The sequence below is a fragment of the Coxiella endosymbiont of Ornithodoros maritimus genome, from assembly GCF_907164965.1.
Lineage (GTDB): Bacteria > Pseudomonadota > Gammaproteobacteria > Coxiellales > Coxiellaceae > Coxiella.
The window spans coordinates 15,660-29,224 of record NZ_CAJRAM010000109.1 but is presented as its reverse complement, the minus strand read 5'-3'; the positions used below and the strand labels follow the sequence as shown (position 1 = coordinate 29,224).

The window sequence follows — 13,565 nt, the reverse complement described above, 5'->3', positions numbered from 1 at the left end:
CCCATGAACCCGATACCAATGGTTCGCGCCTCCACACGCTTCTATCAACCACACAAGCCACCTTAAGGCCTTGCCACAGTGGACACATATTGAGCGCCTAACCCCTCTCGTGTGGATCACCTTACCCCACTCATCAATAGCTATAGGGAGCAAAGTTGCCGTGAACGGCCATTTGATGAATGTGTCCATAGGTGGCTCCCAGTATAAAGAAAGACCATCTCAAACCTGTCGCTAATCAAAATTTATCCCGAATCCATAACGAAAGAATGCCAAACACCCTCCAAGCGCCATCGTGAAACCCCACTTAAAATTGAAACGGACTCCCGGGCGTCCACCCAATCATTTGTGCTGTTTGATCGGCATAAAAAACGTGACTGATAAATCCGATTAGACCGACCAAATCCACCGTAAAAAATGGAGAATAGGAAAGATACAAATCCACGATTTGTTTTTTGAGTACTGGTTGCGTTTGATCCAATGATGCATAGCAGCTAGAAGAATAAAAACAAGAATAAGGAAATTATTAACCATTGCTAGGGTTCTTTAGCTTTGATATTTTAATTAGACTATAGCATATTCATACTTTATGACGAGAGGGAGAATCTAGTGAAGACTCACTGTACCAGATTTTTATTGCTTGCTTGCGTCCTTGTTCCTGTCCTTTCTGCGTTTGCAGTTTCAATACCAAGGACTAAGTAGTTAATACTTGCAAAGCGTTGTGACACATGACTGTGTAAGAGATAGAATTGATTTAATTGATCAAAAAAATTGTTCTTCTGATCAAGAATCGGTTTATCTATGTTCAACGTGCCGCAGAGTTAGAAAAAGGAAAAAATCAGTTCATGGATCAAGCGCGAGAAGATAAAATTTTAGCTTTTCTGTCACAACAAGCTGATAAGAAGGGGTACCTCGGTGAAATAGCCAAGACTGTGTTTAAAACTATTTTGCATCAATCGAATAATTATGAGAAACGCTTTCATCATTATAAATCTTAAAAATTAAATACCAGAAAATAAAACTGAAAGGAATAGCTTGGCAAAATTACATTTCTATTATTCCGCTATGAATGCAGGCAAAAGCACAACCCTTTTGCAGTCGAGTTATAATTATAACGAACGAGGGATGGACACGTTGGTGTTTTTGCCCCTTGTTGATGATCGTGAAGGAGAAAGACAAATCACTACCCGGATTGGGCTTTCGGGGAAAGCCATTGTGTTTACCAAGGATACAAATTTATTTAAATATATTTCGGATAAATTAACAGAGAACCCAAATATTCGCTGTGTGCTAGTAGACGAAGCTCAGTTTTTAACTAAATCACAGGTTGAAGCGCTAGCCTTGGTGACTGATGAACTTAATTTGCCTGTCCTAGCCTACGGCATCCGTACCGATTTTCAAGGCGAACCATTCGAAGGTAGTGTTTATCTTTTGGCTTGGGCGGATCTTTTAATTGAAATAAAAAGTATTTGCCATTGCGGACGAAAAGCGACGATGAACTTACGTATTGATGATGAAGGAAATCCCATCCGCGAAGGAGAACAGATCCACCTTGGAGGCAACGATCGATACACGGCCACCTGCCGCAAGCATTTTCGATTAGGACAACCGACGCAAACAAAATAAATGGCTAACGTAGCTTTTAACTATGTTCATTCTTTATTCTGGCAATTGAGTCGTAGGTTGAGCTGAGCTTGCGAAGCCCAATTTACGGCCTATCCTTCTAAGAAATTTTTATATATAATCCTGGCTTAATTTAGCGGGGGAATCGGTATCCCGGAACCAGCGCTGATCATGTCGAGATTGAGCCCAGAAAACGAAATGAATTACGATTACCCTTTACAACCTTGGGTTGTTTGTTTCGCCGCCTCTCTATTTTTCTTTTTTGAATTTATTCAGCTCAACCTCTTCAACGTGCTGAGCCCAGCTTTAATGCAGACTTTTCACATCAGTGCTACCCGCTGGGTCATTTATCCGCCAATTATTTTTATGCTAATGTTATTTTTCTTTTCCCAGTTGGGATGCTTCTCGATCGAATTTCCACTCGTAAAGTGATCATCTTGGCCATGGTGACCAGCGTCATCTGTACCTTTGGTTTTGCGGCTTCCACTGTGCTTTGGCAGGCGGATGTCTGTCGTTTTGTCACTGGCATTGCAGGATCATTCTAGGATCATTCTGCTTATTAAGTAACGTTCATTAGCATCGCGTTGCTTTGAGCCGCGTCGCATGGCATTAATTATCGGTTTAATCGTTACTTTCGCCATGATCGGCGGTTTCATTGCAAAAACTCCTTTCATCTTATTGACGGACGCCGTGGGTTGGCGGATGACAATATTAATCGATGCCGCTTTCGGTCTAGTTATGCTGTTTTTGATTGTGTTTTTTGTGAGAGATTATCCGCCTGGGCAAGGAAGCATTTTTCAGAATCACCAGGCTCAGCTGCACGATCTCGGATTCTGGCATGCATTACCGCAAACAACTAAAAACCGCCAAAATTGGTTTGGGGGTTTATATACCTCACTAATAAATTTACCCATTTTTTATTGGGTGCGATGTGGGGAGTCCTTTATCTGGTGCAAATTCGTGGGCTGAGTCGACCCGATGCTTCTTTACTGACTTCAATGTTATTTGTCGGTACAATCGTTGGGTTGCCCGTTATAGGTTGGTTATCAGATCGAATAAAGCGTCGGTGCATGCCGATGGCTTTTGGCGCCATTGTGTCTCGTTAATTTTAATATTACTGTTAATGTATGAACCTAATTTATCCTTTTTATCGCTCCTCGTTATTTTTTTAGGGCTAGGATTCATTAGCAGCACTCAGATTATTTAGTTATCCCTTAATCGCCGAAAGCAATCCTCTCGTATTGACAGGAACAGCGGAAGGGATGGCTTCCGTATTAATTATGACCGGCGGGTTCAGCCAATCCTTTTTTGCTCGCCTAATGAAATTGCGGTGTGGCATCACATTGTCAATTATGTCCCGATATTTTCACCCAGCGATTATCAATTAGCATTGGTGATTATGCCAATCGCTTTTGTGTTAGCGCTGGTAGTAGCGTACTTTGTGCGAGAAACACATTGTATTTCTTCTCGTGAGTGTCAAAATGCAAAACCCAGTGATTAGTGTAGACAGCCTAACATTACCAACCTCAACAAACTCTATAAGATCGCTGTGTGCTTGGATAGTCTATTTAACGGCATCGCTTTTTTCTTTTATGAATTCATTCAAATGAATATATTCAATGCTATTAGCAACCCGCTGACGCAAACTTTTCATATCAATGCAGAGCTAGCTTGGGTCAACTTTCTTCTTTTTATTTTATTTCTAACGTTATTTTTCTTCTTCCGGCCGGTATGTTACTCGATCGCTATTCCACACGGAAAATCATTCTTTGCTCTCTCGGAATTTGCATTTTGGGTATTGTCTCGTTTGCGTTGACAACGTCGATTTTCTGGGCTTCTCTTTTTCGGTTTTTAACCGGAATTGGGAGCGCATTTTGTTTCTTAAGTGTCATTAGTTTAGCGACGCGATGGTTTCCGTCGGCTCGGTTAGCACTTGTTACTGGCGTTATTGTTACAATAGCCATGTTGGGCGGAATAGCTGCGCAGACGCCTTTAATGCTCCTTCAACACATGGTGGGTTGGCGAAACGCCTTGGTAATTGATGCGGCGGTAGGAGCGTTAATTTTTTATTGATCTTTGCTGTCATCGCTGATTACCCACCCACTTATATTGAACCGTCATCAACTGGAACAACAACAGATTAAGAGTAAGAGTATTGGTTATTGGAAAAGTATGGGTTTGGCTTTTTTAAATGTGAAAAATTGGTTGGGAGGAATTTATACTTGTTTGATGAATCTACCATTAAGTTTGTTAGGAGGAATTTGGGGAATTTTATACCTCGTTGGCGCTCAGCGCATGACGAGAATTGACGCGACTCATATAACCAGTATGCTATTTTGGGGCACGGTTATTGGGGGATCGGCAGTCGGGTGGGGTTCAGATAAAATAGGGTTACGTCGTTTACCGATGTTAATCGGTGCGATAATTTCATTTATCTTAGTTTTAATCCTAATGTTGGTCCCGCAATTATCGTTTTACCACTTGTTAATATTATTTTTAGCGATGGGGTTATCGACAAGTACTCAAATCATTGGATATCCAGCGGTTGCTGAAAATAGTGTTCCCGCTATCACGGCGATGTCAGTTAGCGTGGTCAGCATTACAACGATGGGTGGCCAAGCGCTTTTTCAGCCGCTTTTCGGGCACTTGATCGATTTACGTGCTGGCTATTTTAGTCATATTGCTGGCTACAATATTTTTGATTTTCGGTGGGCAATGTTGATCTTTCCTATTGGCTTTTTAATTGCATTAGGCGTGTCCTTTTGGCTGAAAGAAGGATCAAAAAACTTACAACAAGAAAAGGGTAGTAGATATGTGCCATTGGTTAACGAGTCTATTCCTAGTTAAGCAAGAAATTAATGCCAACGCCGATTGAAGATATTTATTCTGCACTGCTTTTATTATTTGTTGGTGAATAGCGGGTTATCTAGAAAGTTTGTTTGGCGTAGGTGGCGGCGTAGTTCTGGTTCAAGTGTTCTTAACTATCTTTTCCTTTTTTAATGCCAGTTATGAGGCAGTGATGCATAATACCGTTGGTACCTCGCTTGCTTTACTGGTTCCGAACGCTCTTTTATCAGCGCGTAATCATTATAAAAGAGGAAATTTCGACTTTCCCTTATTAAAATAGGGCATACCTTTTATTTTAATTGGCGCAATTACGGGAATTTTGGTTATTAAGTTTATTCCAACAGCGTATTTAAAAATACTGTTTGCGTTATATTTGCATGCTTCATTCTTGTATGTGATTCTAAAAAAAGAAACGGGAAATGAAATCGAAGGTCAACCGCACGGGTGGGGAGTATCGCCGTTTTAATTGGTGGATTTTCCATCTTGTTGGGAATGGGCGGCGGTACTTTTAGGATTCCTTTTTGTCAGGCGTACAACTATTCGATTAAAAAATCGATTGCATTAGCTTCCGCCATCCCGATTTTTATTGGTCTCATTGGGAGCATTGGAGTAATTATTAGTGGATGGAATGCACTGGGTTGCACACCGTATTCCTTAGGATTTGTAAATCTTTTAGGGTTCGTTTGCATCCTCCGGCTATTATTATTTTTTCGCCATTCGGCGTAAAAACCGCCCAACGGTTATCGCTACGGCAGTTAAGGATTTTGTACGCTTTCTTTTTGCTGACGATGGGTCTTACATGAATTCCTATGTCTTTTTTAGCTATTAATGTGATGAAAAAGTTTCTAATTTTGCTATTATTGATTTCTCTTCTTTTTTTGGACGATTGTCATTCAAAGTCGTCCCCGCAAAACCTACAACATGTGTGCGAAATTTTTCAGCAATATCCCGAATGGTTTTGGGCAGCTAAAACAACACGTCATCGTTTTGGAATTCCTATTAGCGTACAAATGTCTTTTATCTACCAAGAGTCTCATTTCAATTCTCATGCTGAACCACCGCGCCGACGGTTGTTGGGTTTTATCCCTTGGTTTCGATGAACGATCGCTTCGGGTTATGCGCAAGCTCTCGATGAGACATGGCGGCACTATTTCAAAGCGGTAGGGAAATTGAGTGGTAATGGTAATGATAATGGTAATGATAATGGTAATGGTAATGGTAATGATTTTAGTGACGCTATTTATTTTGTCGGTTGTTATGCCAATTTGGCCCACATAAAATTAGACATTTCAAAAACCGATACCTTCTCTATTTATTTGGCCTATCACTAAGGAATTAAAGGCTTACAAAAAAACCTATCGACATAATAAAAATTACTGGCTCTAGCTCATCAAGTTGCAAAACAAGCACAGCGTTATTGAATTCAACTATTGCGTTGCGAATCCACCCTGCCACAAAAACGGTGGTGGAAATTTAAACTACAATCATGGCAATGCGTCGACCTCGACTCTCCTGTTATTGGTTCAGGTTGCTACTACTTAATTGTTCAGACTCTTTTTTATTTTTATCTGCTTCGGAAAATATTTGTTCTAGCTCTTCAGTCAAAGTTTTTTGGATAAATAAGCAAACTAAATTATACCAATCTTAGGTAAATCCCCGTTCAGAATTTTTGTGAAGCTTTTTATATACGTTTTTACATTAGTTAAAAGTTTAAAGAATGATGATTTGTCGCTATCGTTATCTTTAACTAAGATCATTTCTTGAAGAATAAACAGCAAGTAAAGGAGGCTCTCATTCCGACCAAATCCCAATGTAAATTGTGTACGGTCTGAGGAGTTAAAAATACTTGTCTATATTTCCTTTTAGATTCTTCTTTTTCTTCTTGATTTGATTTCAGTAGTTCCAGCTTTAGCTGAGTAGGTGAGTTATTTTTTAATATCTACATACTCAAGGGTGAGAGAAGATGTATTTTCATCGCTGCCTAGAAAATTTCCTTAGAAATTAAGGGGTACATAGCTTATTTTAGTGGGTGGAATATGAAACGAAACACCGTCTGGAAAGGATGAAAGGGGTAGCGCGTAGATTACATAGATGGTTTTATCAGGTTCGAGGTAATCGGATGATTCATCAAGGTAGGGAAGTTTTTGCTCTACATTAGGGAAATTATCTTCCATTGTTTTTAGAGCTTGCTCTAAGGATGCGATGGTGTTTGCGAGTAGAGATATCGAAGTTTTTGTGCCATAAAAGATTTCGGAACCTATATAATATACGGTTTGCAGCGTTTTGAATGGCCTTTAGATACGCATGATTGCCAATGTCATTGCATTCAGGATTAAAAAAAGAGGGCTAAGAAAGGCTCACAATTCCTTTGAATTTTCTTCTTGGACCCGGGAATTTTTTATAATTTTGGCGAGATCGATCCTATTAAGGCCACTAAAGTATGGTTTACCCTACAGAGAGGTTCGTTATTGGTATTAGTAAGTCTTTTTTAAATCTTTCCTTAAGAATCATCTGTCAATAGTATTTTAATTTCTGTTGGCTCTCTTTTAGAATGGCAGCCATCTCTTTGCTTAATGCGTTAGACAAATATTCAATAATAAAATTCCATGCATTTTGATCACTTTCCTGAATTGGAAAATCCTTTCAGTTGACAGGGTGGGATGGTAAAAAGACTTGAGGTTTTTGGGATAGAGGATCAGATTTTCCTGGGGGATGCACACCGAATAATCTTTCCAGGCGGCCTTCCTGATCTTCTTTTTCTTGAGCCCCAACTATAATGAGATTTACCCTTAAGGGGTTATTCAGCGTCGTATCCATAAACAAGGTAACAAGCCGTTTCCATGCTATGCCCATTTAAGGTATTTTTAATATTGAATTCGAAACAAAGATGAATAAATTCCTGCTCGCCTCTCAACTTAAGGTGTACGAATATTTTTTGGGTGCCACTTCCAAAATCAGAATCTGTAAAACAAAAAGGAACAGGCATTTTATTCCCCTCCTTCATTTAAAGTTAAAAGCAGTTTATATTGAATTAGGGTTTGACGAAATCTAAAAAGGGAAATAAGCGATAAGTATTTAGCTGAAAAGTCTATATTTCAAAGTATATTTTGATTGATCTATGCTTGTTTGTATGGTTTTAGGTGATTAAACTAGGCCAATTATGATTCTAATAGTAGAAAATTGTATGAGAAGACAAGCAACTGAAAGAGAAAAACGAATTAAGGAAGCTCAAGGCATAACGCAAAGCTATCATTTGTGGCCTAAAAGAAAGGAAAAATTCACCGAGGTAGCAGAGCAGGAACAATTTACTAATGAAGAATTAGAGGTCATCGTCGAGAACATTATTTCCACTAATAAAAATTACGAACTTATACTGATTCCAACGCGAACATAAAAAACCTTTAACATAAGAATTAATTAATTAGCGTTTAACCCGCTCGAAAAATTGGAAAAAGAAGTTAACTGTTGGAATAATCAGGCTAAATTAGCGATTACTTTACTTGTAGTGGGAGCCCATTAGTCTGAACGCGATGAGGAAGGGGCTCCTCGTTTCAAAACAGTCTCGGAACCCCGAATAATTATTTTCATGTAGAAAGCGAGCAAAATAGAGATGATAGGGCAATCGGTGTCTGAGAGTGGGACCTTTAGGTTAAACACGAATACAAAAAATATATAATTCGAAAAAACATCGAATATTTTTTTCTTCCCACCACCCCGAGATGTTTCTGATTTTCGTGCATTTACGCAAGAATTATCGGAAATTGCGATAGCTTCTGACAATATCACGTTCTTCAGCCAAATAAGAGAATTCCGCTATACGAAACTTCAGCTTTGTTGCCACGTGCTTTGACAGAAGAAGAAAAAGTGCAGAGTGAAGATGTAAGTGAGAGATTAACGGCATCAGGGTTAGGAAGTCGAAGTTTAAGTAGTTAAAATCGACATGCTGTTACACTAAGTTATAATCCTTCACGCAATAATGAGCCCAATGAAGTGAAAAATTCCACAACTCCGGTGGTCCGAACTCCTTTAGTTGCGACACCCGGAAGGTATTTCAGTGGTCAATATATTAATGGACCACAATTTTTCCTTGAAGCTGATAGGAAGCCTCATCAAGAGAAGCTGACCTATTTTCGTGACGTGAATTAACCTCTCTTAGGGCATTTGAAATTTTTTTCTCAAGACGGGCTTCCTCTTTTACACTATGTAATAGGCCAGTTAGCATGGAAATGTGCTGAATATTTTATTAAAAAAGCCTCTGCCAAAAATCAATTTGTTTCTGACCCCAATGTAGATCAGCACTTGCATATGCAAGGAAAATGAGCAACATTAACTCCACACTGCCATTACCGGAACTGGATAAGATTATTGGCTTACTCGAGCAAAAGACGCCACCCAAAGAGCTTGAAATTAAGCAAGAAAACAAACAAGAAAATACTCAATCTCCTGCTCTCACGCCGAAGGAAAAGGCAGGAGGTGTTAACAAGTTAAAAAAATACTAAAAAGAGTATATGGAAAAGTTACGAAAGCTTTAAGCAGTCTGTGATAGTCTCTTTTAGAATGAGAAAGGTCTCGAGCTGGGAAGAAATCAAAAAAGTGATGAAAGAGTCAATAACACAGGTACAAGGAGAAGGAGTAAGAAAACTAACACTTCAAAAAAAGATAAAAAGAATTCCTAGGTTTATCTAACAGTATGAAGACGAAAAGTTCACTGCTGATGAAGCCCTTTCGGGGAATCTAGCTTTTTCCTTAAAGCTCAGATGAGTTAACACTTCCCGTCATCCCGTGCCTTCGGTCGTGAAGTTATCTATTTTCTCCTATTTTCGGCAGACGGCCTTCGCACGGGATGACGGCGTGCTGGGTTACAGCGTGCCTGTTCGTCGGAAACGCTTGTTACTTTATTCAAAGAAAGTGAAAGTTTCGCCAATCCATTAATTCCATACTTGTTTCATATCCGTATGTCCCAGAAAGCTCAATTAACTTTCCAGCAAAAGAAAGTATTGTTTCTCACGTCACTGGGCGGTATCCTCTAATATTATGATTTTATTATCTATTTTTGTTTAGCTAATGTGATCGAAAAACTATTTTTTCCTAGTGGTGCGCCGTTTCTCGCTAGCTTGAAAACACTGATCGTTTTTTTCATCGGCTATCTCTTTCGTCCGCTCGCTGAAATCCTTTTTTCGCACTTTGGCGATTTCTGCGTTTGGTATAGCTTTATTGCCAAGCATTTCCCAGATTGGAATCACTGCCTCGGTATTACTGGTTTTATTTTGGATCATGCAGGAACTTGCACATTAGGCGGGGAAATCCCCGGGGCAATTACCTTTGTTGTTGAGCACGTCGATAACAACCGGTGAGGTCTCGCAACCGCTACGTTGTTTGTCAGTATTAATGCTGGCCTCTTGCCTGGCTCTTTCGCCACGATGATTTTGACGACAATGACCACACCACCTAGCCTTTATAGTTACGGTTGGCGGGTTCCTTTTTTTGTCGGTGAATTTTCTTTATTTTAGCTGTTCTTTGCGCCGCCATTTAGAAGAAACTACTGCTTTATCAAGGCTAGTGAAAAGTCAGTTGCAACGGGTAGCGCTCATTAGATTGCTAAAATATTTTCGGCAGAACGTGATTAAGAGTGCATTATTAGTGGGATTAGCTTCAGTCACTGTTTTTTTATTTCTTTACTGGTCGATTATTTAAACCAATACCTGGGTTTCCCACTCGCGGTAACGCTTAAGATTAATAAATTGGGAATTTTAATTTCCAGCTTTACGCTTTTTTAACGAGCTGGCTAACGGATCGATTTGAGTATCGAACCATCTATTTAATTGGCGTGTTCTGAATTATTTTGTCAGCGTATCCTTTATAAAAAATTATTGTTATCGCCAATACCAGATTAAAAAAATTTGAACAGAAAAAATCGCTAACTGCGGTATCACTGTGAAGCTGTGAATAAGGTGTGTAAAATGACTATTTATTATCCAGTTTTCAAACTTGCTCACAGCAATTCAAACATAGTTGATCCCGGCTAAAAGGCTAAGAAAAGCACCATCGGTGTTTCTCTTAGCCCCTTAGTCTTTTGGTGCCAACCATCCAATAATTACTAATAAAATGCCCCCTCCTAAAGCAGTCCACTCCCAAGGAGATGCGGGCTTGGGGGCGATGGGAAAGCTAAGAAGGGTGCTTATTAGAAAAGCAAAGCCGGCTCCCAAAATAAAACCGCGTTTTTGTTTTTGGCTAGGGGAGGGAGGTTCGTTTCGTTCTAAATTTTGGCGGAAATGAATTTCATGTAAAACGTTATGGAATAAACGTGGCAATTTTAAAGTTGTCTCAACAGCCAGCGGAAATTCTTTAATAGCTGTATTGAGTAGATAGCGTGGTCCATGTTGTTTTCGCATCCAGTCTTCAATGAAAGGTTTGGCGGTTCGCCACAGATCTAAATTTGGATACAATTGGCGACCAAGGCCTTCTATATTAAGCAAGGTTTTTTGCAGCAGAAGCAATTGCGGTTGAATTTCCATATTAAATTGATCAGCTGTCTGAAATAAACGTAATAATAATTTCCCGAAGGAAATATCTTTTAACGGTCTTTCAAAGATAGGTTCGCAAACCGTGCGAATAGCCGCCTCAAATTGATCGATTCGGGAATCCGCTGAAATCCAACCGGATTCGATATGTAAAATAGCCACTTGCCGATAATCGCGCTTGAAAAACGCTAATAAATTTTCAGCAATGTAACGTTGATCTTGAGGGCTCAGCCCTCCCATAATGCCGAAATCAACGCCTAGGTATTTCGGATTTTCCGGATCACTCACATCCACGAATAAATTACCCGGATGCATATCCGCGTGAAAGAAACTATCGCGCAATACTTGCGTAAAGAATATTTCGACACCATATTCCGCTAACTTCTTAAGGTTGGTATTAGCCGCTTTTAATCCTGCTATATTAGAAATACGAATGCCGTAGACTCGCTCCATGACCATCACTTCTTGGTGAACGTAGTCCCAATAAATTTTGGGCACATACATTTTTTCGGAGTTCGCGAAATTACGCCGTAATTGAGAGGCGTTGGCGGCTTCGCGCATTAAATCCAATTCGTGATAAATGGTGTGTTCAAACTCCGTAACGACTTCCACTGGTTTTAGTCGTTTGCCATGTCGCCAAAATCGCCGGGCTAATTTTGCACCGAGATACATTAGGGCAACATCTCGCTGGATTGTTTTAGCGATGTTCGGACGTAAAACTTTGACAATGACCTCGCTGCCATCGTGAAGCGTAGCCGCATGAACTTGAGCGATAGAAGCAGAAGCCAACGGTTTTTCATCAAAAGTGACAAAGCAGTCTTCAATAGTTTTTCTGCAGGATTTTTCGATCATGGCTTTGGCGATTTTGCCTGGGAATGGAGGAACTCGGTCTTGCAACTTTTCTAATTCTTCAGCAATATCATCCGGCAATAAATCGCGGCGGGTTGATAATAACTGACCAAATTTTACAAAAATAGGGCCCAATTCTTCGATCACGATGCGAAAAGATTCACCGCGAGATTTGTCTTTTTGAATAAAACTCCAAGGGTTTAAATAGCTTAAAAGCCGCAACGAAGGCGATAGCTCGCCAATGAGAGGGCGATTAAAACCGTGCCGAAGCAGGATGAAATTAATTTGAATTAACCGGATTAATTGAAAAAGGCGTCTCATGCGGACGATTTCCTTTTACTTAATAATCGTTGAATTCGTATTTCAGCGCGTTCAACGGCGTGGTGTAAATGAGTGACAGACTTAATAAAGGAATTGACTTCATCCATTGTTGGTACCAATTGTGATTCCGCTTGTAAATAATCTTTTAAATTTTCAGAAATCAATGTTGCAGCCAATTTACCAAAATTAATCGTGCGGCGTACGCCGGCACCGATTTGATGAGCAATAATATCGCCGGTCATTTTTGACAAGTGTTCCTCCCAGTCAATATACATATTCACCATTATACTCCGTACTTTTTCGCCGACTTCCGTGTCACCACTAATTTCAATTGAGTTTTTGAATAAAGCAGAACTTTCGCCTTTGGCACAGCCCGTTCTGCATAAACAGAATAAAGATCCGGAAATAATCGTATCGGCTTCGGCGTTGGTGCTAGTTGATAGCTGTACACCGTTCTTATGAGGAATAATAAAAAATTCAATATTCCAATCGGAAATTTGGATTTTAATCCGTTTATTTTCAAGGTTAGAAAGTTGCTTAACCGTATCCGTGTCTAATCGAATATAACCATTGAGCGCTTTTTCCAAGCCAGATAGAGCCAACGTCATCATTAGAATTTATAACCTCGGTGAACGGCTACAATTCCGCCACTTAAATTATGGTAATCGCAATCTTCAAAACCCGCATCGGTCATTTTACTCAATAGCGTTTCTTGATCGGGATGCATACGAATCGATTCGACTAAATATCGGTAACTCTCTTCATCCTTGGCTACGAGTTTGCCGAGTCGAGGCAACAACTGAAAAGAATAGGCATCGTAAACGGCTTTCAACGGGGGCAGGGTGGGTTTGGAAAACTCCAAAATAACGGCACCCCCCCCCGGTTTGATAACACGGCACATTGATTGCAATGCGGCCATCTGATCGGTGACATTACGCAGCCCAAAACCGATGACGATACGATCGAAAAAATTATTAGGAAACGGCAGTTTTTCAGCATCAGCTTGAATAAATTGAATATTTCGAAAGATGCCTTGGTCTAAAAGGCGACGACGCCCCACGTTCAACATGGCGGCGTTAATATCGGCAATCACAACCTCACCTTCATCGCCCACTAACGGACTGATTCGTTTAGAAAGGTCTCCCGTGCCGCTGGCCAAATCCAAAATACGTTGACCGGTTCGCAAACGGCATTGAGTAATTGCAAAATCTTTCCACCACCGATGAATCCCTAAGGACATAAGATCATTCATTAAATCGTATTTTCTCGCCACCGATTCGAAAACACACTTTACTTTGTCAGTTTTTTGATCAGCAGGGACGGTTTGGTAGCCAAAATGCGTTGATTTTTCTGTTTCATTCATGGGATTATCATAGCCTGCTGAGAATGAGGGAACAACTGTCGATG

Annotated in this window: 10 protein-coding genes and 7 pseudogenes; 11 read left to right on the top strand and 6 right to left on the bottom strand. The window is 40.0% G+C overall.

Going from position 1 to position 13,565, the window contains the following annotated elements:
- Together OWO34_RS09980 and OWO34_RS09285 are read right to left on the bottom strand one after the other, a co-directional pair.
- Window positions 1-189 (bottom strand): annotated as a pseudogene (locus OWO34_RS09980) (hypothetical protein); the annotation flags it as partial.
- Window positions 140-531 (bottom strand): annotated as a pseudogene (locus tag OWO34_RS09285) (DUF6790 family protein); the annotation flags it as partial. The pseudogenes OWO34_RS09285 and OWO34_RS09980, both read right to left, overlap by 50 nt.
- Window positions 532-606: 75 nt before the next feature.
- Here OWO34_RS09285 and OWO34_RS09280 point away from each other — a divergent pair.
- From OWO34_RS09280 to OWO34_RS09250, 7 genes and pseudogenes are all read left to right on the top strand, one after another.
- A pseudogene (locus OWO34_RS09280) lies at window positions 607-995 on the top strand (chorismate mutase).
- A 37-nt stretch (window positions 996-1,032) separates the two neighbouring features.
- Window positions 1,033-1,623, top strand: a complete 591-nt coding sequence (locus OWO34_RS09275; RefSeq protein WP_267257285.1) for a thymidine kinase — start codon at window positions 1,033-1,035, stop codon at window positions 1,621-1,623.
- A gap of 147 nt (window positions 1,624-1,770) precedes the next feature.
- A pseudogene (locus tag OWO34_RS09270) lies at window positions 1,771-3,121 on the top strand (MFS transporter).
- A pseudogene (locus OWO34_RS09265) lies at window positions 3,060-4,467 on the top strand (MFS transporter). The pseudogenes OWO34_RS09270 and OWO34_RS09265 overlap by 62 nt, the downstream one beginning before the upstream one ends.
- Before the next feature lie 124 nt (window positions 4,468-4,591).
- Window positions 4,592-4,747 carry a hypothetical protein gene (locus OWO34_RS09260; protein WP_267257284.1) on the top strand — a complete coding sequence of 52 codons (156 nt, stop codon included), beginning with the start codon at window positions 4,592-4,594 and terminating at the stop codon, window positions 4,745-4,747.
- 164 nt (window positions 4,748-4,911) lie between these two features.
- A complete protein-coding gene (locus OWO34_RS09255) occupies window positions 4,912-5,193 on the top strand; it encodes a hypothetical protein (protein WP_267257283.1) in 282 nt (93 codons plus the stop codon).
- Between the two features lie 83 nt (window positions 5,194-5,276).
- Window positions 5,277-5,888 (top strand): annotated as a pseudogene (locus tag OWO34_RS09250) (transglycosylase SLT domain-containing protein).
- 1,376 nt (window positions 5,889-7,264) lie between these two features.
- Here the strand turns inward: OWO34_RS09250 and OWO34_RS09245 are convergent.
- Window positions 7,265-7,453, bottom strand: coding sequence for a hypothetical protein (locus tag OWO34_RS09245; protein ID WP_267257288.1), 189 nt, complete (start codon window positions 7,451-7,453; stop codon window positions 7,265-7,267).
- On the opposite strand from OWO34_RS09245, the gene OWO34_RS09240 reads away from it, so the two are divergent.
- The 4 genes and pseudogenes from OWO34_RS09240 to OWO34_RS09230 form a co-directional block, all read left to right on the top strand.
- On the top strand, window positions 7,403-7,519 hold the full coding sequence (locus OWO34_RS09240; protein ID WP_267257287.1) for a hypothetical protein: 117 nt from the start codon (window positions 7,403-7,405) through the stop codon (window positions 7,517-7,519). The two genes, OWO34_RS09245 and OWO34_RS09240, sit on opposite strands and share 51 nt — an antisense overlap.
- Window positions 7,520-7,651: 132 nt before the next feature.
- On the top strand, window positions 7,652-7,861 hold the full coding sequence (locus tag OWO34_RS09620) for a hypothetical protein (RefSeq protein WP_323808292.1): 210 nt from the start codon (window positions 7,652-7,654) through the stop codon (window positions 7,859-7,861).
- A 922-nt stretch (window positions 7,862-8,783) separates the two neighbouring features.
- The gene (locus OWO34_RS09615) at window positions 8,784-8,966 is read left to right on the top strand and encodes a hypothetical protein (RefSeq protein WP_323808291.1); all 183 of its coding nucleotides are present in this window, start codon (window positions 8,784-8,786) and stop codon (window positions 8,964-8,966) included.
- A 441-nt stretch (window positions 8,967-9,407) separates the two neighbouring features.
- A pseudogene (locus OWO34_RS09230) lies at window positions 9,408-10,300 on the top strand (MFS transporter); the annotation flags it as partial.
- A gap of 232 nt (window positions 10,301-10,532) precedes the next feature.
- On the opposite strand, the gene ubiB reads toward OWO34_RS09230, so the two are convergent.
- From ubiB to ubiE, 3 genes are read right to left on the bottom strand one after another with little or no spacing between them, the layout of a single operon-like run.
- Window positions 10,533-12,158: a ubiquinone biosynthesis regulatory protein kinase UbiB gene (ubiB, locus tag OWO34_RS09220; protein ID WP_267257282.1), complete on the bottom strand. Its 1,626-nt coding sequence runs from the start codon at window positions 12,156-12,158 to the stop codon at window positions 10,533-10,535.
- Window positions 12,155-12,769: a ubiquinone biosynthesis accessory factor UbiJ gene (locus tag OWO34_RS09215; RefSeq protein WP_267257281.1), complete on the bottom strand. Its 615-nt coding sequence runs from the start codon at window positions 12,767-12,769 to the stop codon at window positions 12,155-12,157. Before OWO34_RS09215 ends, ubiB begins: the two co-directional genes overlap by 4 nt.
- Window positions 12,769-13,521, bottom strand: a complete 753-nt coding sequence (gene ubiE, locus OWO34_RS09210; RefSeq protein WP_267257280.1) for a bifunctional demethylmenaquinone methyltransferase/2-methoxy-6-polyprenyl-1,4-benzoquinol methylase UbiE — start codon at window positions 13,519-13,521, stop codon at window positions 12,769-12,771. The genes OWO34_RS09215 and ubiE overlap by 1 nt, the downstream gene beginning before the upstream one ends.
- Window positions 13,522-13,565 lie beyond the last annotated feature (44 nt).